The 25,693-nt window shown below is 29.1% G+C and carries 23 protein-coding genes; 6 read left to right on the forward strand and 17 right to left on the reverse strand.

Going from position 1 to position 25,693, the window contains the following annotated elements:
* Positions 1 to 95 precede the first annotated feature (95 nt).
* Together LL038_RS13310 and LL038_RS13315 are read left to right on the forward strand one after the other, a co-directional pair.
* On the forward strand, positions 96 to 1,487 hold the full coding sequence (locus LL038_RS13310; protein WP_216124241.1) for a sugar porter family MFS transporter: 1,392 nt from the start codon (positions 96 to 98) through the stop codon (positions 1,485 to 1,487).
* A gap of 239 nt (positions 1,488 to 1,726) precedes the next feature.
* Positions 1,727 to 2,215: a DUF6803 family protein gene (locus LL038_RS13315; RefSeq protein ID WP_216124243.1), complete on the forward strand. Its 489-nt coding sequence runs from the start codon at positions 1,727 to 1,729 to the stop codon at positions 2,213 to 2,215.
* Positions 2,216 to 2,324: 109 nt separating this feature from the next.
* Here the strand turns inward: LL038_RS13315 and LL038_RS13320 are convergent, their stop codons facing one another.
* Positions 2,325 to 2,540 carry a CsbD family protein gene (locus LL038_RS13320; protein WP_216124245.1) on the reverse strand — a complete coding sequence of 72 codons (216 nt, stop codon included), beginning with the start codon at positions 2,538 to 2,540 and terminating at the stop codon, positions 2,325 to 2,327.
* Positions 2,541 to 2,854: 314 nt separating this feature from the next.
* On the opposite strand from LL038_RS13320, the gene LL038_RS13325 reads away from it, so the two are divergent.
* Complete coding sequence (locus LL038_RS13325) at positions 2,855 to 4,315, forward strand: IS1182 family transposase (protein WP_216128210.1); 1,461 nt, start codon at positions 2,855 to 2,857, stop codon at positions 4,313 to 4,315.
* A gap of 218 nt (positions 4,316 to 4,533) precedes the next feature.
* Here the strand turns inward: LL038_RS13325 and fucO are convergent, their stop codons facing one another.
* From fucO to LL038_RS13340, 3 genes are all read right to left on the reverse strand, one after another.
* Positions 4,534 to 5,685: a lactaldehyde reductase gene (gene fucO, locus LL038_RS13330; RefSeq protein WP_216127821.1), complete on the reverse strand. Its 1,152-nt coding sequence runs from the start codon at positions 5,683 to 5,685 to the stop codon at positions 4,534 to 4,536.
* Positions 5,686 to 5,727: 42 nt separating this feature from the next.
* A complete protein-coding gene (rhaD, locus tag LL038_RS13335; protein WP_216127819.1) occupies positions 5,728 to 6,546 on the reverse strand; it encodes a rhamnulose-1-phosphate aldolase in 819 nt (272 codons plus the stop codon).
* A gap of 263 nt (positions 6,547 to 6,809) precedes the next feature.
* On the reverse strand, positions 6,810 to 7,568 hold the full coding sequence (locus LL038_RS13340) for a DeoR/GlpR family DNA-binding transcription regulator (protein ID WP_216127818.1): 759 nt from the start codon (positions 7,566 to 7,568) through the stop codon (positions 6,810 to 6,812).
* Between the two features lie 316 nt (positions 7,569 to 7,884).
* Here LL038_RS13340 and LL038_RS13345 point away from each other — a divergent pair, with 316 nt between their 5' ends.
* Positions 7,885 to 10,110 (forward strand): HelD family protein, encoded by a 2,226-nt coding sequence (locus LL038_RS13345; RefSeq protein ID WP_216127817.1) that lies wholly within the window; start codon positions 7,885 to 7,887, stop codon positions 10,108 to 10,110.
* Between the two features lie 50 nt (positions 10,111 to 10,160).
* On the opposite strand, the gene LL038_RS13350 is transcribed toward LL038_RS13345, so the two are convergent.
* Entirely contained in the window at positions 10,161 to 10,454 is a 294-nt protein-coding gene (locus tag LL038_RS13350; RefSeq protein WP_268055865.1) for a CD1375 family protein, read from the reverse strand.
* 290 nt (positions 10,455 to 10,744) lie between these two features.
* Here LL038_RS13350 and LL038_RS13355 point away from each other — a divergent pair, with 290 nt between their 5' ends.
* On the forward strand, positions 10,745 to 10,945 hold the full coding sequence (locus tag LL038_RS13355; protein ID WP_216127812.1) for a DUF6440 family protein: 201 nt from the start codon (positions 10,745 to 10,747) through the stop codon (positions 10,943 to 10,945).
* A 176-nt stretch (positions 10,946 to 11,121) separates the two neighbouring features.
* On the opposite strand, the gene sigG is transcribed toward LL038_RS13355, so the two are convergent.
* Together sigG and LL038_RS13365 are read right to left on the reverse strand one after the other, a co-directional pair.
* Positions 11,122 to 11,895, reverse strand: a complete 774-nt coding sequence (sigG, locus tag LL038_RS13360; protein WP_216127810.1) for an RNA polymerase sporulation sigma factor SigG — start codon at positions 11,893 to 11,895, stop codon at positions 11,122 to 11,124.
* A gap of 321 nt (positions 11,896 to 12,216) precedes the next feature.
* Positions 12,217 to 12,549, reverse strand: a complete 333-nt coding sequence (locus tag LL038_RS13365) for a helix-turn-helix domain-containing protein (RefSeq protein ID WP_216127808.1) — start codon at positions 12,547 to 12,549, stop codon at positions 12,217 to 12,219.
* Between the two features lie 230 nt (positions 12,550 to 12,779).
* Here LL038_RS13365 and LL038_RS13370 point away from each other — a divergent pair, with 230 nt between their 5' ends.
* Positions 12,780 to 14,060, forward strand: coding sequence for an FAD-dependent oxidoreductase (locus LL038_RS13370; RefSeq protein ID WP_216127806.1), 1,281 nt, complete (start codon positions 12,780 to 12,782; stop codon positions 14,058 to 14,060).
* Between the two features lie 81 nt (positions 14,061 to 14,141).
* On the opposite strand, the gene LL038_RS13375 is transcribed toward LL038_RS13370, so the two are convergent.
* From LL038_RS13375 to LL038_RS13420, 10 genes are all read right to left on the reverse strand, one after another.
* Positions 14,142 to 16,076 carry an FtsX-like permease family protein gene (locus LL038_RS13375; RefSeq protein ID WP_216127805.1) on the reverse strand — a complete coding sequence of 645 codons (1,935 nt, stop codon included), beginning with the start codon at positions 16,074 to 16,076 and terminating at the stop codon, positions 14,142 to 14,144.
* Positions 16,066 to 16,830: an ABC transporter ATP-binding protein gene (locus LL038_RS13380; RefSeq protein WP_216127804.1), complete on the reverse strand. Its 765-nt coding sequence runs from the start codon at positions 16,828 to 16,830 to the stop codon at positions 16,066 to 16,068. The genes LL038_RS13375 and LL038_RS13380 overlap by 11 nt, the downstream gene beginning before the upstream one ends.
* Before the next feature lie 237 nt (positions 16,831 to 17,067).
* Positions 17,068 to 17,229, reverse strand: coding sequence for a hypothetical protein (locus tag LL038_RS13385; RefSeq protein WP_216127801.1), 162 nt, complete (start codon positions 17,227 to 17,229; stop codon positions 17,068 to 17,070).
* Positions 17,229 to 17,597, reverse strand: coding sequence for a hypothetical protein (locus LL038_RS13390; protein ID WP_216127799.1), 369 nt, complete (start codon positions 17,595 to 17,597; stop codon positions 17,229 to 17,231). The genes LL038_RS13385 and LL038_RS13390 overlap by 1 nt, the downstream gene beginning before the upstream one ends.
* Positions 17,598 to 17,952: 355 nt before the next feature.
* The gene (locus tag LL038_RS13395; RefSeq protein WP_268055867.1) at positions 17,953 to 19,257 is read right to left on the reverse strand and encodes a sensor histidine kinase; all 1,305 of its coding nucleotides are present in this window, start codon (positions 19,255 to 19,257) and stop codon (positions 17,953 to 17,955) included.
* A gap of 530 nt (positions 19,258 to 19,787) precedes the next feature.
* Positions 19,788 to 20,606 (reverse strand): sporulation transcription factor Spo0A, encoded by an 819-nt coding sequence (gene spo0A / locus LL038_RS13400; protein WP_216121767.1) that lies wholly within the window; start codon positions 20,604 to 20,606, stop codon positions 19,788 to 19,790.
* Positions 20,607 to 20,917: 311 nt separating this feature from the next.
* On the reverse strand, positions 20,918 to 22,108 hold the full coding sequence (locus LL038_RS13405) for a pyridoxal phosphate-dependent aminotransferase (protein ID WP_216121768.1): 1,191 nt from the start codon (positions 22,106 to 22,108) through the stop codon (positions 20,918 to 20,920).
* Positions 22,109 to 22,220: 112 nt separating this feature from the next.
* Complete coding sequence (locus LL038_RS13410) at positions 22,221 to 23,057, reverse strand: sugar phosphate isomerase/epimerase family protein (protein ID WP_216121769.1); 837 nt, start codon at positions 23,055 to 23,057, stop codon at positions 22,221 to 22,223.
* Positions 23,058 to 23,131: 74 nt separating this feature from the next.
* A complete protein-coding gene (locus tag LL038_RS13415) occupies positions 23,132 to 23,890 on the reverse strand; it encodes a DeoR/GlpR family DNA-binding transcription regulator (protein WP_216121771.1) in 759 nt (252 codons plus the stop codon).
* 141 nt (positions 23,891 to 24,031) lie between these two features.
* Positions 24,032 to 25,579: an MFS transporter gene (locus LL038_RS13420; RefSeq protein WP_216121773.1), complete on the reverse strand. Its 1,548-nt coding sequence runs from the start codon at positions 25,577 to 25,579 to the stop codon at positions 24,032 to 24,034.
* Between the last annotated feature and the right edge of the window lie 114 nt (positions 25,580 to 25,693).

Raw genomic sequence — 25,693 nt, forward strand, 5'->3', positions numbered from 1 at the left:
TTATTGACATTTGTACGTATATATATTATTATAATCTTGTAATCGCTTTCAAAACTAATAATAAAAGTAAATATAACATATGAGGAGGATTTAAAATGTCAGAGAAACCTAAAAGCAAACGTTCTTTAATGTTTATCATATTAATATCATGTGCTGCCGGATTAGGCGGTCTACTTTATGGATATGACACAGCCGTTATATCAGGTGCCATTGGTTCGCTTCAAAAGCTATATAATTTAACACCAATGATGGAAGGTCTAGTAATTTCAAGTATTATGATTGGTGGTGTTGCCGGTGTTGGTATCTCTGGATTTTTAGGTGATTTCATCGGCAGAAAAAAAGTATTAATGTTTGCTGCTGCTTTATTTGGAGTATCAGCCCTAGCATCTGCTCTATCACATTCAGTAGAAGCTTTAATTATTGCTCGAATAATTGGAGGTCTAGGTATTGGTATGGCTTCAGCCTTATCTGTAACTTATATTACAGAATGTGCACCACCTGCAATTCGTGGTAGACTTTCTGCGCTCTATCAATTATTCACTATATCAGGAATGTGTCTTACATACTTCATAAACCTATGGATTGTAAATATGGGTAGTGATGCTTGGCTTACAACAACTGGATGGCGTTGGATGCTTGCTTGTGGTATATTCCCCTCTTTTGTATTCTTATTAACATTATTTTTCGTTCCAGAAAGTCCACGTTATTTAGTAAAAGCTGGAAAATTAGATCAAGCTGTCGCTGTACTTAATAAAATTAATGGCCCTGTAATCGGGAAACAAGAGTTTGATTCTATTTCTAATTCATTGGTAGTTGAAAAAGATTCATCTCTTAAACAACTTTTTAAACCAGGGCTTCGTAAAGCTTTAGTAATCGGAATTTTCCTTGCCATCTTTAATCAAGCAGTTGGCATGAACTCAATTACATATTATGGTCCTAAAATTTTTGAAATGATAGGTTTTAAAACTAATTCAAGTTTTCTTGCTACAAGCGTGGTAGGCGTTGTAGACGTTTTAGCTACAATACTCGCTATGTTCTTAATAGATAAAGTTGGACGTAAAAAGTTAATGTCTATAGGTTCTGCATTAATGGCTTTCTTTATGTTATTCATCGGTTTAGCATTTTATACACATTATGCAAATGGAATGGTTATTTTGTTCTTGATTCTTGGTTTTGTAGCATCATTTTGTATTTCAATGGGTCCAATTCCTTGGATTATGATTCCTGAAATATTCCCAAACTATTTAAGAGCAAGAGCAACAGGCATTGCGACTATGTTTCTATGGGGCGCTAACTGGGCAATCGGTCAATTTACTCCAATGCTGCTTAGTAGTATTGGCGGTGCATTTACCTTTTGGATATTCTGCGGATTAAATGTTATTTGCTTTATATTCGTTACAACGTCGGTTCCAGAAACTAAAAATAAATCATTAGAAGAGATTGAAAAGTTCTGGATTCCTAAAAACAAGAAAAAAAATGTTGCTTAAATTTATTTGATTTAAAATTACAAAATAGATTTACAACCTAATACATCAGCCACATGTTGGATTACAATTCCATCATGTGGCTTTTGTTGGTTTAATAACAATATAACATGCAATAGTTCATTTATTAATAAAGTATTATAACAAATAATTATCTTCAAGCCGTAAATCTTCATAAAATCTACACAACTTATTATTACAATAGGCTTAAATAGAATATAGAAGAAAGAAGGATGATTATAATGAATATGACTCATTATATGGCATTGTTAACAGACAATCAGCCCTGGAATTTAATTATTTTTATGGCTTTACCAGTTATAATGGCAGAAGCATTAACAATTACTGAATTTTTTATTATTTTTAATAAAATTCAGCAAGGCGGTATTAGGACACTAAATAAAATCATAGGTATTTTTGACGGATTTTATTTTACAGGTATTTTTATATACTTATTTATAACCGCGGTTATACCCCTTTCAACAAGTGGTGGTTGGCATACCTGGGTAGATGTTATCGCTGTTGGTTTTTATCTAAGCGGTGTTATTTTCCTTTTACCAATAGCACTAATGGAGCTTGGTGTTATTTTTAAGAAAAAAACTTTAGACGAAAAAATGAAAATTCATTTTATTCTTATAAGTGGTTTTTTAGTTGTAGCACATATTGCTATGATTTTCGGTATGGTAAATCCTGAAATAATTAATAAGATGTCTGGTATGCCTGGCATGTAACAAAATCAACCAATATATCCAAAGAATCAAAAAAACTTCGGCTGTATTTCTCCGAAGTTTTTTTGCTCCTTAAGTTTCTTTATCCAAAATGAATTTTTCTAAAAACCATCTATTTCTTTTCTTCATTCTTATCTAATGTATCATTAATTTTTTTTGCTACCTTCTCTTTAAATTCACCAAATTTCTCCTTAAACTCACCCGTTCGTGACTGAGCCTTCCCTTTAAGTTCTGTCTCTTCACTACCAGTTGCCTTTCCGACATTCTCCTTAGTTTTTCCCAAAATCTTATCCTTTGTACTATCAAATTTGTTTTTTATATCCGTCATTTGACACCTCCATTTTAATTTATTAAACTTCCTTATTCATGTGATTACAATACCACTACTATTCCAACATTTCAATCTTTTTATCCAATTAAATCATCTCCTGGGTCGCTACAATATCAACATTAACCCGATTTCACTTCCAACATATAGAAAAAAACAGACTACCTTAAGGGAGGCCACTGAAAAACTATATGAAAAATCGTCATCGAATTAAAGATGGCGATTTTTTTATGTAAAAGACTAAAAACAAAAAGGAATTTTAAAAGATATGTCGAATTAGTATAGTAGAATAAAATAAAAGGGGCTAAACTATTATGCTAAAAGGACAATTGGAAATAAAAATAAATACATACCATAGCTTATATTCGTTAATTATTCCGAAAGATAACATTTTAAAGCAAATTAATGACCTTGTTGACTTTTCATTTGTTTATGACGAATTGATTATTAACTATAGTTCATCTATGGGTAGAGGTGCTATTAACCCTATAATGCTATTTAAATATTTGCTTTTGAAAGTAATATATGAATTGTCTGATGAAGATGTTGTTGAAAGAACTCTTTATGATATGTCATTTAAATATTTTCTGAATTTAGCCCCAGAAGAAACAAATTTAATAAACTCAAGTACATTAACTAAATTTAGAAAGCTTCGCCTTAAAGACATGAATTTATTAGATTTATTAATAAACAAGACTGTAGAACTTGCTATAAAAGAGGGAGTTTTAAAAAGCAAAGCAATAATAGTTGATGCTACGCATACCAAGTCACGTTATAACCAAAAATCAGCAGGAGAAGAATTATTGAAACGTGCAAAAAATTTAAGAAAAACATTGTACGGAGTACATCCTGAGATAAAAGAAGATTTGCCGAATAAAGTTACAAATGGAGTACTTGAAGATATTCTTGAGTACTGCAAATTATTAATTGATAGCATAAACAAGAATCCAGAAATTGTAGCAAATCCAACTGTGAAAACTAAATTAAACTACTTAACCGAAGCTTTTAATGATGACATAGAAAACCTAAAACTATCAAAAGATGAGGATGCAAAAGTGGGGCATAAGACTGAGGATAGTTCTTTTTTTGGATATAAATCACACCTTGCTATGAGTGAAGAACGTTTAATTACAGCAGCTGTTATTACAACTGGCGAAAAAAGTGATGGAAAGGAGCTCATAGCCTTAATAGAAAAAAGCCGTGAGGCTGGTATAGATGTTAATGAAGTAATTGGAGATACAGCTTATTCTGAAAAGAAAAATCTAGAATATGCAAAAGAAAATAAAATTGCATTAATTTCAAAACTAAATCCTGTAATTTCACAAGGAATGCGAAAAAAAGAAGATGAATTTGAGTTTAATAAAGATGCTGGTTTATTTGTATGTCCGGCAGGTCATATGGCTATTAAAAAAGCAAAACAGGGAAAGAAGAATGTTGGTAAAAATCAAGTGTTAACTTACTATTTTAATGTAGAAAAGTGTAAAAATTGTGTTCATAAAGATGGGTGTTATAAAGAAGGCGCTAAATCTAAAACTTATTCAGTTTCAATAAAGTCAAATACCCACAAAGATCAAATAGAGTTCGAAAAAAGTGAATATTTTAAAAAACGTGCTAGGGAGCGTTATATGATAGAGGCTAAAAATAGTGAACTTAAGCACCAACATGGCTATGATGTAGCAATATCGTCAGGCTTAATTAGCATGCAAATGCAAGGTGCATTATCAATCTTCACTGTGAATCTAAAGAGAATAATTAAGTTGAAAAGCATGAAATAGGGCTTTTAAAACTTAATTATAAAAGAAAAAGCATGAGATATCCAAAAATATGGATTCCTCATGCTTTTTCTATTCAAATTTGAAAACTCTACTGAAAAAAGAGTGCTTTTTTCAGTGGCCTCCCTTAAGGTAACCCGTTTTTTTCTATATAACTACTAATAAACATCTAGGTAGCTTTTCAGAATTGCTCTAGCATATTACTTTGAATATATTGTTTATTAAAAAATTGATTTATAAACTTCAAATATTTCTTTAACGCTTGTATCTCTTGGATTACCTGGGGTACATGCATCTGCCATAGCTGACTCTGCAAGTGCACCTAAATCTTCCTTTTTAACTCCAATTTCTTTTAATGTCTTTGGAATTCCGACATCCCCTGAAAGTTTTTTAACAGCATCAATAGCTGCCTTTCTATATTCATCTTGAGACATGTTATCAACATTTGGAACTCGCATTGCACGAGCTACTTCTCTGTATTTTTCGCCAGTAGAACCTGCATTATATTCCATAACATAAGGCAATATTACTGCATTAGCAATTCCATGTGGTGTATCATAAAAAGCTCCAAGTGGATGTGCCATTCCGTGAACAAGACCAAGACCTACATTACTAAATCCCATACCTGCAACGTATTGCCCAAGGGCCATATCTTCTCTTCCCTTTGGTTCATTTGCTACTGCACTTCTAAGCGAACGTGAAATTATTTCAATAGCTTTTAAATGGAGAGTATCTGTTAACTCCCAAGCACCTTTTGTAATATATCCTTCAATTGCATGAGTTAAAGCATCCATACCAGTAGCTGCTGTTAGTCCCTTTGGCATTGATGACATCATTTCCGAATCAACAACTGCAATAACTGGAATGTCATGTGGATCTACACATACAAACTTACGTTTTCTTTCTTCATCAGTGATTACATAATTAATAGTAACTTCTGCTGCAGTTCCAGCTGTTGTTGGAATTGCAATAATAGGTACTGATTTATTTTTAGTGATAGCTGCACCTTCAAGACTTCTTACATCTGAAAATTCAGGGTTACTTATAATAATACCTATAGCTTTTGCAGTATCAATAGATGAACCCCCACCGATAGCTACTAGGTAATCTGCTCCAGATTCCTTAAACATTGCTATACCGCTTTTTACTACACTTATAGTAGGGTTAGCTTTTACACCATCAAAAATTTCAAAAGCTAAACCACTTTCTTTTAGTAAATCTGTTACCTTGCAAGCTACATTAAATTTTATTAAATCTTTATCAGTTACTACTAATGCTTTTTTAAAACCTCTAGTTTTAACCTCTTGCGCAATATTCGTTATTGCTCCTGCTCCTATGTAACTTGTCTCATTTAAAACCATTCTATTTGCCATAATAATCAATCTCCTTTTAGAATATATTTTTTTAATAAAAAATTAGCCTAAATAGTCTTCTGAAATATTAACATTAAAATCTTTTGCTAAATCTCTAAAGTTTTGAGAAGTTATTGTTTGTTTTTTTCCACCCATTGATAATACTTTAACTAAAATTTCAGCTGATTTCTCTACTGTATCCATAAGTCCGAAAGTTAAATCTAGAGTTTCACCAGCGCAGAACATTCCGTGATGTGCCCAAATTACAACATCATGTTTTTTCATTAATTTACCAGTTGCTTCTGCAATCGGAGCTCCACCTGGAACCATCCAAGGTACTATGCCTATTCCGCCTGGGAATACTACTGGACATTCTGTTGCCATTTCCCACAATTCTCTTGTAAATACCTTGCCATCTAGTGGTAATACAAATGTTAAAGCTATAGCGTTTGTAGTATGTGAATGCATTATAACTCTGTATGTTCCATTTGTTTTTTCTTTCTTTATTGAATGACTCATTAAATGTGATGTTACTTCACTTGTTGGTCTTGCCCCATTTATTAATCCCCAAACTATTTTGTAATTTTCGCCTTTTTCATCAATCTTTATGAGTCCTGCATTTTCTTCTAAACATACGGTCATATTTCTTATGAATTTTCCACTTCCGGTTACTAGGAAATACTCATTAGCTAAGTTTTCAACAGTTACTCCAATTGGAGTATATGCTGAATCTTCATTAATAATGCCTTTAACTGCTGATACTTCCTCTTGTGTTAATCTATAAGTTATATTTCCACCGTTTCTTTCATGCCAACCCTTAAGCCATGCATCATTTGCAATTTTTTTAAAGTTTTGTATAAATTTCATATTTTCTATATTCATTTTAATCTCCCACTTTCATTTTATAATTATATTTTTAATTTTAATATTCTAACACGTTTCATTTTATGTAGTACATTTTGTAACATCTAACTTCTTAAAGTATACTTCATTTTTTTTATAAATACAATCGTTTTCTGTTGTTTTTGTTTTGTTTTTCTTGTTTTTGTTTGTTTCTCTTATTCTCTAAAGCAAAAAAATTAAAGAACTGCCAAAAATGATTTTTGGCAGCTCTTTAACTTAACTTCATATTGTATAGTTTTTTACTAATATATAATTTCAATGTTATTAGAATGTAATAATTTTAACCATTCTTCTCTTGGTTCTTTATCTGTAATTATGTAATCTATATTTTCATAATCAAAAAGCTTTACGAAAGAAGTTTTATCATATTTACTATGATCAATTAATAAAATTACCTTACTGGCTTGCTTTATCATAGTATTTTTAATTTCTGCCTCTTCTTCATTTGAGTCTAATATTCCTTTTTTAATATCCATTCCTTTGCAGCTCACAAATGCTAAATCTACACTATATTTTCTAATAGTACTTTGTGTTATGGGTCCTTGAAGTGATAAAGATCTTTGCTTTATTGAGCCACCCGTTGATATAATATTTAGTTCTGATTGATTAAGTTCACTAAGAACTTCAACTGAATTTGTTATAACTGTTACGTCACTTCTATCTTTAATTAGCTTCAAGACCTCAAGTACAGTTGAACTACAATCTGCCATTATCGTACTATCTTCTTTAATAAATTCTATTGCTTTTGATGCTATGTATATTTTTTCTCCCATATCGGTCTTTGACCTTTTATAAAAAGGTATATCCTCATTTGTTATTTGAGCATTCAATATTGCCCCACCATAACTTCTAGTAACTAAACCTTGTTGTTCTAGTTTTTCTAAATCTCGCCTAATTGTTTCTTCCGTTACATCAAATTTTTCGCTTAACTTTGAAACATATAGTTTTTTTTCGCTTAAGGCTGTCTGCTTTATAATTTCTAATCTTTCTATTGGTAACATCCCTATTCCTCCTTGTCTGAATTTTTGCCACGCAAATAAAAAAGAAGGCATCTAATTGCCCTCTACATCTTTATATATAATGTGTTTTTACTACATGATTTTGTATTTTATAATAAAAAAAGTATTTACATACCTTATCTTCTTTACCTCGACATAAAAATAAAACCACACATAAGCTTTACTTAAATATGATTTTTGTATATAATTAAATGTGAATACAAGTATAATTATTATACCTTATAACTCACTTTTAGTATATCACACAAGGAATGTAAATGTCAATGGTTTTTATAAAAATAAATAGGAGCGTGACAAAATGGGTAATTATAAACTAATTAATAAAGAGGAAACACTATATCTTGATAATACACTTAACTTTCTAAAAAAAGAACTTACGAAAGATGAATATGATATTAACTTTAAAAAAAGAGACCTTATTACTTCAAGAAGAGATATGTGGCAAGAATCTGCTCATTCTTCAAATGATTTTGATAAAATTCCAGAGATGCTTCAACATCTTTCAGAGGTTGATAGTCAAAATTATAGCTACGAAAAAACACTTAAACGTATAAAGAAATATACACAGATTCTAAACTCACCGTATTTTGGAAGATTTGATTTTAAAGAAGATGGTTATGATGATCTTGATAAAATTTATATTGGTCTTTATAATTTAATAGATAAAGATACCAGTTCAATTTTAATATATGATTGGCGCTCACCTATTTCAAGTATGTTTTATCAATTTGAAATAGGCAAAGGCTCATATAATGCGCCATTCTCAGTGATTTCAGGTGATATTACTATGAAGAGACAATATAAAATTAAGGAATCAAAACTTCAATATTTTTTTGATAGTAGTGTAACAATTAATGATGAAATTCTGCAAGAAGTTTTGAGCCATAATTCTTCATCAACAATGAAAAATATAGTTGAAACCATCCAAAAGCAGCAGGATATAATTATTCGGGATACTGAAAACGAACTTTTAATTGTGCAAGGTGTGGCCGGAAGTGGTAAAACTTCTATAGCACTACATAGAATTGCATATTTGCTTTATGTTGGTATGGGATCAAAAATACATTCCAATAATATTATTATAATTTCTCCAAGTTCCGTATTTAGTAAATATATTTCTGGGGTTTTACCAGAACTCGGCGAGGATAACGTAGAAGAAACTACTTTTGACAATATTATAGTTGATTTCTTAGATAATAGATTTATATTTGAAAGTAGGAAAGAGCAACTTGAATCTTTGATTATTAATAATAATCAATCCATAAATATAAAAATGGAGAACACTAAATTTAAAGGCTCAAAAACTTTTGTTATAATTTTAGATAGATTAATCTATTATTATGAACATAATTTGACTAATTTTGAAGACTTATATTATGATGGCAAAATTATCGAAACAAAGCAGCAGCTAAATAATCTTTTCCTAAACGGTAAAATGGATATGCCAATATCAAAAAGACTTAAAAGAATTGAAAGTATGATGCTTAATAAAATTCACCCTTTAAGAAAAGCAAGGCTTCAAAAGATTCAAAAAATTGTTCTAAATGCTACTAACCACCAGCTAGAGATAAAATCTTTTAGCAGATTATTGGCAATCAAAGAAGCTAAAGTATTAATGGGTCATATCCACAAGTATACGCAGGTTGATTATGCAAATTTGTATAAATTACTTTTCAATAAATCCGGACTTTTTTTAAAACTTTCCAAAGGGTTAGAACTACCAAAAGATATTAAACAAATGATATTAAAAACCATTGAAAGTCTCCATAAAGACCATATCGATTATGAGGATTGTGCACCCCTTTTATATATTAAACTTAAGCTTAATGGTAATCGGGAATTTTCAGATATACAGCAGGTTGTTATTGATGAGGCTCAAGATTATTATCCCCTTCAATACGAAGTTTTTAATCTTCTATTTGCTAGAGCTAAATTTACAATATTAGGCGACTTTAATCAAACCCTTGAAAAGCACGGTAATAAATTTATTTATGATGATCTAGAAGACATTCTTCATAAGAAAAAAAGTCTAAAACTTTCTATGAATAAAAGTTTTAGATCCTCAATTGAAATTAATTCATTTACTCAAAAAATATTAAATAGCAAAGAAGAGTTTGTTTCCTTTGATAGGCATGAAGATGAACCAATAATTGTATTCAAAGATAATGAGAAGTCCATTTATGAAGCTATCATACTAGATATTCACAAATACGAAAATCTTGGTTATGAGTCTATTGCAGTTATTTGTAAAACGCAGCAAGAAGCACTAATAATTGAAAAAGAATTAATTAGGTTAGATAACATTAAATTATTAAATATAGATGACACTGAAATTATAAAGGGCACCGTAGTTATTCCATCCTATATATCAAAAGGCCTAGAATTTGATGTAGTACTAGTTTTCAATGTTTCAAAAAACAATTATAATAGTGAATTCGATAGGAATCTTTTATATGTTGCTTGCACAAGAGCACTACATCAACTTGTTATTTATTATACTGGAGAAAAAAGCGATTTTTTTTAAATTTTAATAAAAAAAATAGATAAAGGCTATTTAAAGTCTTTATCCATTTACTATTTGTATTTCTCGTTTGTATCCGACTTGCCATTTTTGTTTAATGTTAATGTCGCCAAATTTGTTATAACGTCATCTCTAAATTGATCTGGTACTTTCTGAATTGTTCTTAAGCCTGCTTTCACAAGCCTGTAATACATATCAACCATTTTTATTCCTCCTTTCACTATTAAGATTTTGGCCATTGTATATAAAACATCTATTAAAGTTATATTATCTTCACTTGATTTTTTATTAATTAGATAAATATTTAAAAGTATTTTCAAAAACGTTTTCACTAGTATATTACTCATATAACTATATCCGATGTCCTATATAATATTATTTACAAAATTCATTAATTTATACATTTATTAGGATTATTTTTCATTATTATTTTCTTCTTTAAGACAATTGTAAAAAAACACCCTTATATAATTAATGCATATATTAGTATTAATAGCTAAAACAAAGATATCTATACTCTATTAAATATTCCTCAAATTGAATAAATGAAACGTAGCTAAATAAAGATTTATGAATGACTAATGATGTGTTTGGCGATAATTGTATAATATGAGTTATTAAAATATAGGAGGGGAAAATGTTTAATAATAATGAGAGTCAAAATAAAATGCCTAAAACAATATATGATCATGAATATGAAATATCCGTACGTTGCAAAGCAATTGTAAATACAGGTTTAATTACAAATTATTTTATAAATATAGAAGGTTATAATGGAGGTATTACTGTATTGTTAGATAAAAACGGGAACTCTATGTTATCGCAAATAAAATTATAAGACAGCACAAAATCAAATTTTAATAACCTTAACATAGTATAATTCTCAATAGAAATAATATAAAAAGCACCTATAGAAAAACACAGTTAACTCGTGTTTTCCTGTAAGTGCTAATTTAATTAAATACCTTTTAACATTTCTAAAACACAAGTATAAAATGATCCTACTAGAAGACCCTATACATACTTTTTCATATGTTTTAGTGCAGTCTTTTCTAGTCTTGACACTTGTGCTTGAGAAATACCTATTTCATTAGCTACTTCCATTTGGGTTTTCCCATCAAAAAATCTTAAATTTAATATTAATTTTTCTCTATCTTTTAATTTATTCATACCATCCTTAATTGATATGTTTTCAAGCCAACTATCATCTAAGTTTTTAGTGTCTTTTATTTGATCCATTACATAAATTTCATCTCCACCATCATGGTATATTGGTTGAAACAAAGATACAGGGTCTTGTATAGCATCTAAAGCAAATACCACATCCTCCCTTGGTAATTCTAACTCCTTTGCAATTTGTTCTACAGTAGGCTCTTTATTGTTCTCATTTACCAATCTGTCCCTAACTTGTAATGCTCTGTATGCAATATCCCGAAGTGACCTACTAACTCTTATAGAGTTATTATCTCTTAAGTATCTTCTTATTTCCCCTATAATCATAGGAACTGCATATGTTGAAAACCTAACATTTAGACTTAAATTAAAATTATCAATAGATTTCATTAAACCAATACAGCCAACTTGAAATAGATCATCTACATTTTCTCCTCGATTATTAAAACGCTTTATTACACTTAAAACCAATCTTAAATTTCCTTCAATGAATACATCTCTACACTCAGGCTCGCCATTTTGTATCCTGTACAATAACTCCTTCATTTCTTTTTCTTTTAATTTTGGTAGTTTTGAAGTATTTACCCCACATATCTCTACTTTATTAAATATCATAAGGTCATCATTCCCTTCAATGTAATTGCTTTTAAATTATGTCCTTAAGATTTATTTATTATACTAAAGACAACCCTACAATATTTTTTTAAATTTCCTCTTAAACACTCTAAATTTTTTTCCACAGCTATTCATGCCTTTAATTTGAGTACATGTAGCAGTATTTAGAAATATTTAATAACTCTTATTAATAATAAAAAAAAATAGCCATTCTCTTAAGGAGAATAGCTATTAACTATCGCGTACTTTATTCCTACGCTATACTATATGATATGCACAGAATGCTTAAAAATTCCGTAATTAAAATATTTATTATATTTCTTACCTTGCAAGATGCGGTAAAATCAACTTTACAACTCCTTGAATAACAACAATTTCTTTTTCTGAGCATTTATTAATTAATGAATGCAAATCATCATTATTTATACTTCCAGTCACTTGTTCAAAAAACAAAGAATCTATAGAAATATGTAAACATTCGCAAAGATTTACTAATGTATTAACACTCATTCTTCTTTCCCCTCTTTCAATTTGTCCTAAAAAATACGAAGATATATCTAAAAGTCCTGACAAATCTTCTCTATTCATACCAAACCTTTCTCTTTCAATTCTTATTTTGCTACCTACTTTTAAATAATTAACTTCCTTCTGCATAATATCCTCCCTAGTAATCTTCATATTATCTACCAATTAGGTTAGTTATATCACTATATCATATTTCATATTATTCTGTATCCTTTTAATATTACTACATATCTCGCTGTAAAAATATCAATAACGAATATTCATAACAGTAATAATACTATAACTATTGCAATAGAATAAACGGAACAAAACAAAATGCAGACAGATCCTAAATATGCATTAGAAGGGTGGCAAATATTTTGAAGGTTATAGTAATTGGTGGTGGATGGTCTGGTTGCATGGCTGCGATCACAGCAAAAAAAGCTGGTGCTGAAGTTGCCTTATATGAGAAAACAGATATGCTTTTAGGTCTTGGTAATGTCGGTGGTATAATGAGAAATAATGGTCGCTATACTGCAGCTGAAGAATTAATAGCATTAGGAACAGGAGAGTTTATACATGTGACTGACGAAAATACCAAACATAAAAATATTGATTTTCCAGGCCATAAAAATGCTTGGCTTTATGATGTAAACAAGATTGAACCCGCAGTTGGAAGATATTTAAAAGCCATGGATATAGAAGTAAACATGATAACAAGAGTAGTTGATATTAAAAAAGAAGATAATAAAATAAAAGGAATATATCTATCAGATAAAAGTTACGTTGCCGCTGATGCATTTATAGAAACTACAGGCTCAGCTGGTCCAATGAATAATTGCTTAAAATATGGTAATGGATGTGCAATGTGCATTCTTAGATGCCCTGCCTTTGGTGGGAGAGTAAGTATAAGTAGCAAAGCAGGTATTGAAGATTTAAAAGGTGAGCGAGAAGAAGAGGGTGTATATGGTGCATTTAGTGGTTCTGGCAAACTAGCCAAGGGTTCCTTAGCTAATGATATAGTTGAACAATTGGATGCGACAGGCGTGCTTATTGTAAAGGTTCCAAAAGAAGATGTAAATTTAGATAAACTTAAGCTAAAGGTATGTCAGCAATATGCCCTAAAAGAATTTGCTGAAAATTTAATTCTTATAGATACCGGTGACGTAAAGCTTATGACCCCCTATTATCCATTAGAAAAATTGAGAAAAATCAAAGGATTTGAAAATGCAAAATACGTAGACCCATATGCAGGTGGAATAGGAAACTCCATCAGATATGTGTCCATAGCTCCAAGAGATGACAGTATGAAGGTTAACGATTTAGATAATTTGTTTTGCGCTGGAGAGAAAGCCGGTCTATTTATAGGCCACACTGAAGCGATGGCAACAGGATCTTTGGCTGGATACAATGCCGTAAAAAATTACTTAGGAATGCCTCCACTAATATTGCCAAGGACCCTAGCTGTAGGTGATATAATAGCTTACGCAAATGAAAAAATGCAAACTAGTGAAGGAAGAAAAAACAGATATACCTTTGCAGGAGCAGAGTATTTTAAAAGAATGAAGGAACTAGGACTTTATACTCTTGATACGGATGAGATTAAGTCGAAAGTAGAAAATTTAAATTTAACTAATATATTTAATAAAAAACTTATATAGATAACAATAAAAAAAGATCAGCATTTTAAAAATGCTGATCTTTTTTTATTTATTTATTAAGAATTTCACCTGACTTCATTTTTATTTTTCTAAATCCTTAATTAATCTTTTTACATACACCTTATTATAAACTAAATAAAATACTATTTGAAAGCAAAAATATATAAGACTAATTATAAAAGAATACATTAGAGTAACCATCTGACCTCCTTGTTTAACTGGCAAGTGGTAGCTATAAAAAGCTGATACAAAAATTGATAATATGTACGGCACAAAAAATAACACTTTTAACTCTTTTGAAATAAGTTTAGCTACCTCTTTGTCAGTAATCCCTATTTTATATAGTTTTTTATATTTTACCTTTTCATTATCATACTCTGTCAAAAGTTTAAAATGCAACATTACCACTGACGATATGAAAAAAAGTATTCCGACAAAACTACATAAAAACAATGAATATGACCCTGATTGTTTATCATCCAAATAATCAGCTATTCTTGATGCTGGTTTAAACCATTTAATATCATCATTTATATTGTCAAAATAAGTTTTATTTTTTCTATTACTTGTCTCCAAATTACTTTTTAGCTCATCTAAAACCTCCTTAGTTTTATACCAATCATTAAAATTCATAAGCTTAATTTTACCTACATCATCTTGGTTAGAATTAGTTCTTATGTTTTGGAAGTCATTATCATTAATGATAACATAATGCCCATTACTCAATATTGGAATTTTGTTAAATAGTACTTTAGTAATTTCCCCTCCAGGTTTATATGTATTATCAGTACCCTTTATTGGTATAACAAGACTACTAACTGCAGTAGTTTCATGTTCATACCCATCGTCTTTTACTATTTGAAATAGTGATATAAAACATCCTTTTTCAACTTTTAACTGTGTTCCCAAATTCGCATTCAGATTTTTATCAGATAAAACTGTTATGTATGGCTTTGATATAAAATCTATTGTTTTTAAAGAAGTTAAATTAGTCTTAGAATTTTTTAAAATATTATCAAGCTGAGGAACTGTAATCTTGTTTTTGCCAAAAATCTGTGCATATGCTATGTCATAAGGATTGTACGCAGTAGATAATCTCTTAGAATCCGATATTATTATTACTGCTATAGTACTCATAAATATTGTCATGCTAACAAATAAAGTTATTATAAAGAGGATTTTCTTTGATTGACCCAAAGTGTGTTTCATATTAGCTATAAATAAAATATTTTTGTAACTCTTATAGTGAAAATAATTAGTTACCTTCGAAAAAAGCCAAGCCATATTAGAAATTAAAAGATAAATCCCTAAAAAACATACTGCCAAACTTCGTAATGACACTGATGAATTTTCCACGCTGTTATTAATTCTCATATCTAAACAAGCTATTACTATTAGGATAATTCCAATTACACTCCAGATTGGACTATTTAGAAAGTTATTATCTTGTTTTCTAGTAGATTTTAAAAGATTTATTATCTCATACCTAAAAGATTCTATAAGTCCCTTCATTATTACAAGTAGGTAAATCACTGTGAAGAAAACTGTAGTATAAATATAACTTTGAATTGCGATAGAAAAAGGTACCCCGTTGACATCAATTATTTTAATAATTAACATATAAAATAACTTTGAAAATATTGTTCCTGAAACTAATCCTGTTAGTAAAGAAAAAATTGCTATTAAACCATTTTCTATAATCATCATTCTCTGTATATCCTTATTTGTCATGCCTAACACCATAAAAAGTCCAAATTCTTTTTTTCTAAATTTGATAAAAGAATTCTGAGCATAAAATATAAAAAATGCTGAAAAAAGCATAACCATTACTCCAGGCGCTACCATATTATTTGTAATAGAATAATTAATATTTGAAGGATTCATAAATTTTTTATTTGTATAAATTGTAGTATATGTAAAGAAAACCATTATTGAAAAACTGTTGCATAAAAAAAATAGCAAATATCTTCTCAAATTAGCTTTGAAAATTTTAAAAGCTATCTGGTTAAATGTCATCTTCCGCACCTCCAATTAGCGCAAGGCAACCCAATATATTGTCGAAAAAATCCTTTCTAGTACCATCTTTCCTAATTTCCATGTTAACAAGACCATCTTTTATGAAAATCACACGGTTACAAAAACTGGCAGCAAAAGAATCATGTGTTACTATTAATATGGTATTTTTATTTATAGTATTTAATTTTTCAAAACACTTCATTACATTCTTTGAAGATTTAGAATCTAAGTTTCCTGTGGGCTCATCAGCAAATATTATGTCTGGGTTATTTATTATAGCTCGGCTTATAGCTGTTCTTTGTTGCTGACCCCCAGAAACAGTATATGGATATTTTTCCATGATGTCTTCTATATTAAACATTGCCATAACTTCATCTGTCTTACTTTGAATATCTTCTGGTTCTTTATCATCTAGTATCATCGGTAACATGACATTTTCTTTTAGTGTAAGGCTATCTAATAAATTAAATTCTTGAAAAACAAAACCCAAATGTCGACGTCTAAAGAGAGCTAATTCATCTTTTGTCATCACATTTATATTTTGCCCTGAAATTTCAATATCACCAGATGTAAGTTTATCTATCCCACTTAGAATATTTAAAAGTGTTGTCTTTCCACTACCAGAGGGTCCCATTATCGCAACAAATTCACCATTTTCGATTGTAAGACAAATACCATTAAGAGCTTTTGTAGAATTTGATTTACCCAATCCTTTGTAAATTTTTACTACATTACTCGCGTTTAAAACTGACATTTATATCTCCCCCTAATATCAATCACTTCAACCTTTTATAATAAATTTAATTATACCATTATTTACTTAAATTGTAATGACAGATCTCCCCCCATTCTTTGCTTTTAGTTCAAATATAAAACAATAAGTGTAATATATGTACTACATTTTATAAAAATAGACCTACCTATTCATTGTATAAAGTATCCAATAAATAGGGAGGTCTATAACTTTTAGTTTTTTTAATAGTATGCTCTTTTATAAGTTATTTCTTCTATTAAGTTCTTTCTCTTCCTCTACTGCCTCTTTCATTTTCATAGCCACCCATGTAGAAATTTTCATACCTTTCATTTTCGCATACTTGCAAAATTCTTCATATACTATTGGATCAACAGTTATATTTTGTCTATGAGCCACCATTAACAATTAGACTCGCATGGATATATATAATTGGCTGCTGTACGAACTTCAAGTTCATCAGGGTTACTACTATCATCATCTGGAAGTACAAACACTAGTTTTCGTACAATCGTACCACATTCATCCCCACATTCATTTTCTTTACATACTACTGTAATAAAGCCTCTAAATGCAAGTATTCTGTGGCAATTGTCATATATTATAACTGCAACGGCTACTTTTTTATCAAAACATACATTGTTTACTCTTATTCTTACAGTTAGTAATCTAGCACCATGTTTCTCCATATCTACTGGATCTACATTAATAACACTACATAATTCACATGAGCCTTTATCGCACTTACTACAATTTTCAATTTTACCCATTTAATAAAACTCCTTTTTATATATAAATTTAAACTAAGACACTACTTATTAATACTGATCTCGTCATCAAGAATTTTATAGCTACATATATCACTATAATATATTTTCAACATAAGACTTATACGTTGATATATGTTCTACTAAATCAGATTAATGTTTTAATTGCCTTTATTATAAATTTAAAAGTTTAATTAATGGGTTTGCATAGAACATAAATAATGTATATTCTACACTACTAATGTATTCATAATAAGCCTAAATGTGAATGAAAATGGCACTCTAAAGAAATTAATTTTTTTAAATTAAAATAGACCTCCTCTATTTACATATATAAATAGAAAAAGTCTATATCCTCTTACATCTTAAATTCAACTAGAAATTTGGTTTTTCCCGAAACACGTTCTACAGATATGTTCCCATTATTATGCTCGGCTAATTGTTTAGTAATATATAGCCCAAACCCATGGTCACCTTCTTGCTTCGTTTTTGTAGAAAACCCTTTTTCAAAAATTTTATTTTTTATTTCTTCCGGAATTTCCTCTCCATTATTTGCTATTTCGATACAAAATGTTGTATTCTCTAAATAAGTAGTAATCGATATTTCCTTATTTTCAGTATATGATTTTAATTTGAATGCTTCAAATGCATTATCTATAATATTACTAATAATACTGATTAATTCGTCTTCCCTAATTTTTAAAATATTAAAAGATTCATCAATTATCACATTAAAATCTATTTTATTTTTCATTGCATAGTTATTTTTTATTGATAACAATCCATCGATATAATCATTTCCTGTATTTAGATATGTAAATGATGTATGAATTGTATCCGAAATTTTTGATACATATTCTTTTATTTTCTCAACAGCATTCGGTTTGTTTAAACAACATAATGCTTGTATAACATTGATATGGTTAGCATAATCATGTTTTTCTTGTCTGATGATGCTCATTATTTCTTCCATATTAGAAATTTGGTGCTTTTGAATTTTATATTTGTTATTTATATTAATCATTTTCTCTCTTTCTTTTAAGTATAGAACTGCAATTATTGAAAACACAAAAAATATGCTGTAAATTAACATATTATATATTTTATTACTCTCAATGTCTAACACACTAAAAATTAAAATGTATATAAATAGATTGAAGATACCAATTTGTATTAGAAATTCAGAGAAAAGAAATTTTTCCTCATTAAGCAATATATCTTTAAAATATACATCGAATTTTAAAAGTAATATAACAATCACTATTTGTAGGGATTTGCACAAAATAAGGAAGATAAATAAGTATTTATTAACTGTTAAAATTTGATTTAAATTCACTTTAAGTAAAAATATTTCAATGAACTGAACAAAAGTTTCTGTAGTAAAGATTATTGTAAAAAACAGAGAAAATATGATAGTAGATAAATAAAGACTTATTTTTGTAATCAATTTTAATAGTAGAATAGAAACCACTATATTAGTAAGTGTATGATACAAATTATTTACATAAAATGTACTTAAAGAAATAGCACAAACGTATAATATACAAAACAGTCCTGATCTTAATTTATTTGTTACTATATACTTTTTCTGATTAGTTAAAGAGCTAAAAACTCCTAATAATAATAATGCTTCTAAAATATCAAGTATTATTTCTCTAGTCATGTCATATCGTCTCCTCAATAAGGTATTGACTCTTTTTATGTATCGTGCTTATAGTATTTCCCCTAAAGAGGCAATATTTTTATAGCAAAAATCCGTCTGGACAATTAGGCTGATGTGAATTAATTAATTCATATTATTCACTATTTCATAAAATTTGCTATATAATAATATTATTACATTTTAAGACTATTTACAACATATATTTCTAAATTATACTATATTACAATAAAAACCATTATAAATACTTAACCATTTATAATATTAGTTTACTCTATGACATATTAATTAAATTTAACCAATGTGTCCATCAAAGCGGTACCTCTAATTATCTTTAATTAGTATTCATAAATTGTACACTCAATTTTTCGCATTAAAATAAACCCCCTCTATTTCATCTATAAATAGAAAAGGTCTATTGATTATCTTTTAAGAAATTATACACTTTTTTAACACAATTAACCGTATTTTTATGACGCTATTTGTACCGTTTATTGCTTTTCAAATCCCATTGACCGTTGATATAAGCCATTTTAGCTAACCCTATTTTGTAATCTTAACTTATCAGCAACCATCGCTATAAATTCGGAGTTAGTTGGTTTGCCTTTTTCATTATTAATTGTATAACCAAAAAGATTGGTTATGGTTTCTACTTGTTCTCTACTCCATGCAACTTCTATTGCATGTCTTATTGCTCTTTCTACTCTACTCGCAGTAGTATTGAATTTTTCGCCTACTAATGGATATAATTCTTTTGTAACCGATGATAAAAGATCAATATCATTCACTACCATGTTTATTGCTTCGCGTACAAACATATAACCTTTTAAATTAGCTGGTATTCCAATCTCATGAATAATGCTTGTTATTTGACCAATCATATCGACATCAACTGGCTTACTTCTAGTGGTTTTAATTTCATCGTTATCAACATAAGAAATCGTTTTCGGTGTTTCATCATTATATATATTTTCATTTAGCGTTTGTCTTATTCTATTAGCAAACACTTCCATATCAAAAGGTTTTATAACATAATAATCTGCTCCAAGTGATATAGCTCTCTGGGTAATTTTTTCATGACCAACTGCTGATAAAATTATTATACGAGGCCTTGGCTGGATCTCCATTGTATTTAGCCTCTCTAAAACTCCTAGTCCATCAAGAATCGGCATAATTATATCAAGTACTACTAGATCAGGCTTTTTTTCCTCAATCAATTTTATTGCTTCTATTCCATTTTGTGCAATGCCGGTAACAACTATATCCTTTTGCGTTAGTAAGTAATCATTAAGAATATTACAGAATTCCTTGTTATCATCAACAATAATTATATTTATTTTTTTCTCTTCCATGTTCGTAATCTCCTTTACATATCAATTATGTATCCTAATAATTATAAATTCTACAATTAATTGGCAAATCCTTTTATTTTAAAAAAATATTAAAAAATATTACCGAATTAAGTAATATAGATAGTGACTCTTTATATTTCTTATATTATTTCTACATTTATAATACAATTAGTTATATATTAACATATAACTAATTATATTGCCACACAGCACATTGTATATTATAAATTCATGATAAAATCTCAGTTTGATACATTATGTATGCAAACTGAGATTTCTATTTCTTTACTATATATAATTTTAAAATTATACTATTTAAGATTGTATGATTTTGCTAGTTTTTCAAAAGCTGGTAATGAATTTTCTATTTTCTCATAATCAATGCAGTATGATAACCTTGCATGCCCTGGGCATTCAAAAGCAGATCCTGCTACTAATAATAGTTTAAATTCTTTTGCATCCTCGCAGAACTTTTTATCATCCTTTATTGGTGTCCTAATAAATAAATAAAATGCTCCTTGAGGTTTTACACAAGCAAATCCTATTTTTGTAAGATAGTTATATAATAAGTCTCTATTTTTTTGATATATACTAACATCAACTTCGGCCTCAAGGCAATTTGCAATAACTCTCTGAAAAAGTGATGGTGCATTTACAAATCCTAGAATTCTATTTGCAACATTAAGAGATATCATTATATCATCAAAACAATCCATCTTTGTATTTGCAACTACGTACCCTATTCTTTCCCCAGGCAGTGATAATGATTTACTGTAGGAATATCCAATAAATGAATTTGTATAATATTTCAAAATATATGGAACAACAACATTATCATAAACTATTTCTCTATAAGGCTCATCAGATATAAGATATATACTTGTACCTAACTCATCCTGTTTTTGATTCATCAAATCTGATAAATCTTGTATAACCTTTTCGCAGTATACGACACCCGTTGGATTATTTGGTGAGTTAATAATAATTGCTTTTGTTTTACTATTTATTTTATCTTTTAAACTCTCCATATTAGGTTCAAAAGTATCAATATCTGTAGAAACAACAACAAGTTTACCATCAAAATTATTTACATAGTTTCTGTATTCACCAAAAAATGGTGCAAAAACAATAACTTCATCTTCTGGATTAAGTAATGTTTTCAGTAAAATATTTAATCCTCCGGCTGCCCCACAAGTCATAACTATGTTATTGTATGAAATATCTATATTATGCTTTTTATTTAAAAATCCAGCAATTTTTCCTCTAACATCTTCATATCCAGAATTATTCATATACCCGTGGACCAGTTTAGGAGCTATTTCATTTAATATTTTATTAATTTCAACTTTAATATTTTCAGGTGGGGCAACATTGGGATTACCTAAGCTATAGTCAAAAACATTTTCTTCACCATAGATATCAGATAATCTTTTACCTTCTTCAAACATAGCTCTTATTATAGAACTGTTAGCAACTAAATCTTTCATCTTACTAGATATCATTTTAGGTCTCCTCTTATTATAAAATAAAATATATTAATAACCCCACTAATTCATGTCTAACTTAAATAGTTTGAATTATTAGTTTATAGTATAACATAAATGTTAATTATACTCATATTTTTTTATATAATTCCTCTATATATTTAATACTCGAATCTAAATCTGTTGGAACTGTGTCCTCAAGTATTATATCAATGTATGGCTTTCTTTCTTTTATTAGAGATAATAATAATGGATAGTTAAATTGTCCACTGCCAATTGAGACTTGTTTTACTTTTCCATCATCGTATATAAAATCTTTAGCATGAATGATTGCTATTTTATCACCAAATAATTCGAATGACTTTTTTATTATCTCATCCTGTTTATCAAAATTTGTTTCATCTATAAAATTAATAGGATCAAATATAACTTGTAGGTTATTAGAATTAACACAATCTATTGCTCTCTTTAGCCTTTCTGGTGTATTCATCACATGTTTTGTGACTCCCTCAACTCCAACTACAACTCCAAACTTTTCTGCTTCTTTTACAAGTATTTTTATTGAACTTAGAGACCTCTTAAATGCCTCTTCTGTATTGTTATCTTTTGTATAAACATACTCTCTATTAAGTGCTCCTGTTTCTGTCCCAACTATATTACATCCTAAATATTTTGCAAAACGTATATGTTCTTTGAAATTCTCTAATAGTTTATTAAGTTCATTATCATCTGGATTTGCTAAATTTATATAACATCCAAGTAAACTTATATTTAAGTTATGTTTTGTAAGTATTCCCTTGATATGTTCAGCCATTCCTGGTGTCATACTTCCATTCGTAATTTTAAATTCAGTTATTATTTTTTTAGGTACAAATTGTATGCTTTTAATATTTTTATCTTCCAATATCTCTGCTAGTTCATCCAATTTATATTGTCCTATGTCATGCCCGCGAATTCCAATTCTCATAACCCAATCCACTCCCTAAATAAATTTTATTATCTTTAAATCATACTTGTTATTTCCCTAAAATTTGTATACCATTAATATATAACATCAATATTATAAGAATGCAATAATTCCATCCATTCTGCCCTTGGCTCCTGATCCGTAATTATATAATCTATATCCTCATAATCAAAGAGTTTTACAAAAGATGTTTTATCATATTTATCATGATCGATTAACATAATAACAGTGTTCGCTTGCTTTATCATAATCCTTTTAATTTCTGCCTCTTCTTCGTTAGCATCTAATACTCCTTTTTCAATATCCATACCTTTGCAGCTCACAAGAGCTAAATCTACACTATATTTTTTTATAGTACAATGCGTTATAGGTCCTTGCATTGATAATGATCTTCGTTTTATAACTCCACCGGTTAAAATAATATTTAGTGATGATTTATTAAGTTCACTTAAAACCCCCACTGAATTTGTTATAATTGTTACACCGCTTCTATCTCTAATTAATTTTAAAACTTCAAGTACTGTTGAACTACAATCAGCAACTATTGTACTATCTTCTTTAATAAATTCTATTGCTTTTGAGGCTACATATTTTTTATTATCTATATTAGTCTTTGACCTTTTATAAAAAGGTATATCATCAATTGTTCTTTCAGCATTTAATATTGCCCCACCATAACTCCTAGTGACTATGCCTTGCACCTTTAGTTTTTCTAAATCTCGCCTTATTGTTTCTTCTGTTACATTAAATTTTTGACTTAACTTTGACACATATAACTTTTTTTCTGTTAAAACTATTTGCTTTATAATTTCTAATCTCTCAATTGGTAACATTCCAATTCCTCCTTGTATGGATTTTTGCTTAATTTTAATGAATGTTATAAAAAAGAGCTACCCCTTTAGAAATTTTTCTAATTTAAGGCAGCTCTTTTTATATCCTAAAATATTAATTATTTATTAATAAATACTAGTTTATTACATACTTGCTTGTTTCTCTTTAGCTTTACATTTTTTCCAATTCTTATATCCTACAGGATTATTTCCCCATAGCTTCTCATAATCCCATCCTGTTAATTCTTCTACAGTTTTACGAGTTTTATCATCAACGTCAGCCTTTGATCCACCCGTCTTTAATCTTTTTACTTCTTTCTTAAGTATTGCATGAGATTCCCTTGTTACTGTAAATTTAAATGATGCTATAATACCTATAATAAGAAATATAATAGGTGCTACTATTAATATAACCACCATAATATTTAAAGCTTCTTGTGGTTGTGTTTTGACTCCAGATACAAAATGTGCCTCTTCTAATGCAACTCCCACTAAGAAAATAGCAAGTGCCTGAGAAGCTTTTCTAAGGAAGCACATAAATCCTGCGAAAACTCCCTCACGTCTATCCCCAGATACTATTTCATCTACATCCGGAACAAAAGTATAGTTATTCCAAGGTACAAAATTTATTCCGCCACGTCCTAGTCCAGCAATACATGATACCGCATATAAAGCTATAATACTTGTTGGAATAGTCTTGTATACAATTAAATATCCTATAATGCTTATTATAAAAATTGAAGATACAACTCTAAATGCAGCTCCTGGATTTAATTTAAGTGTTAGGTATGTTGCTATACCAACACCAGCAATTTGGAATATATACATTACTGCAATTAAATTTGATGCCATTATAACATTTTGAAATAATGCAAAAACTACAAAATAAGTGAATACTGCATTAAATGTGTCTTGCGCTAAGTAACCCCCAATATACATACCCAAATGAGCTCTGAAAGTTCTAATTCTAAGTGTTGTTACCAAATCTACATATATTTTTTGTACATTTTGCATAAATGTTAATTTTTCTTTAACCTCACTCGCCTCTGCAGCCTCTATCTCTGCAAGTGGTCTTTCCCATGTAAATGTGTATACAAGGATTAAAACAATAACAAATATTACAGTAAAAATCATAGCTGCATATAAGAATGACTTAGGTGATTCTTTTCCTAATAAATTTATAAGTCTTCCTGGTATAAATGCTGCTAAGAATGCAGAAAACTGAGCTATGTACATCCTTGCACTAGTAAGTTTAGCCCTTACTTTAAAATCTGATGTCATTTCTGCAGCTAGCGTATCGTATGGTATAAGTATCATAGTATACACTAACTCAAATGCTATATAAGTTGCAAGATAGTAAAAATAAGTGAATCCACTAATCCAAATAGTTGTGTAAACTCCTACGAGAGGTATTGCAAGTAACAAGAAGAATTTTCGTCTTCCAAATCTCTTTCCTAATCTAGTCTTATGGAAATTGTCTGTTATAAATCCCATTGTAGGACTTGCTACCGCATCGACAACACGAGCTAACGCAAATATTGAGGCAGCTTGAATTGGCGACAAGCCACAAAACGTAGTATAAAAATATAATAACCATGCGGATGTTAAAGCAAATGCCCCCGCTCCTATAAAATCATTCATTCCATATGAAAAATAATTTATAAATCTTATCTTTCCATCTTTTTGACTCATAATTTTCTCCCCCTAATTTTACTTTTATCATTTGACACCGTTTACTTAAATCCTTTACATTCTTGTATTTATAGATTACTTTAAATACAACATAAAGTCAACACTTTTAATATG

Source organism: Clostridium estertheticum (assembly GCF_026650985.1).
Lineage (GTDB): Bacteria > Bacillota > Clostridia > Clostridiales > Clostridiaceae > Clostridium_AD > Clostridium_AD estertheticum_C.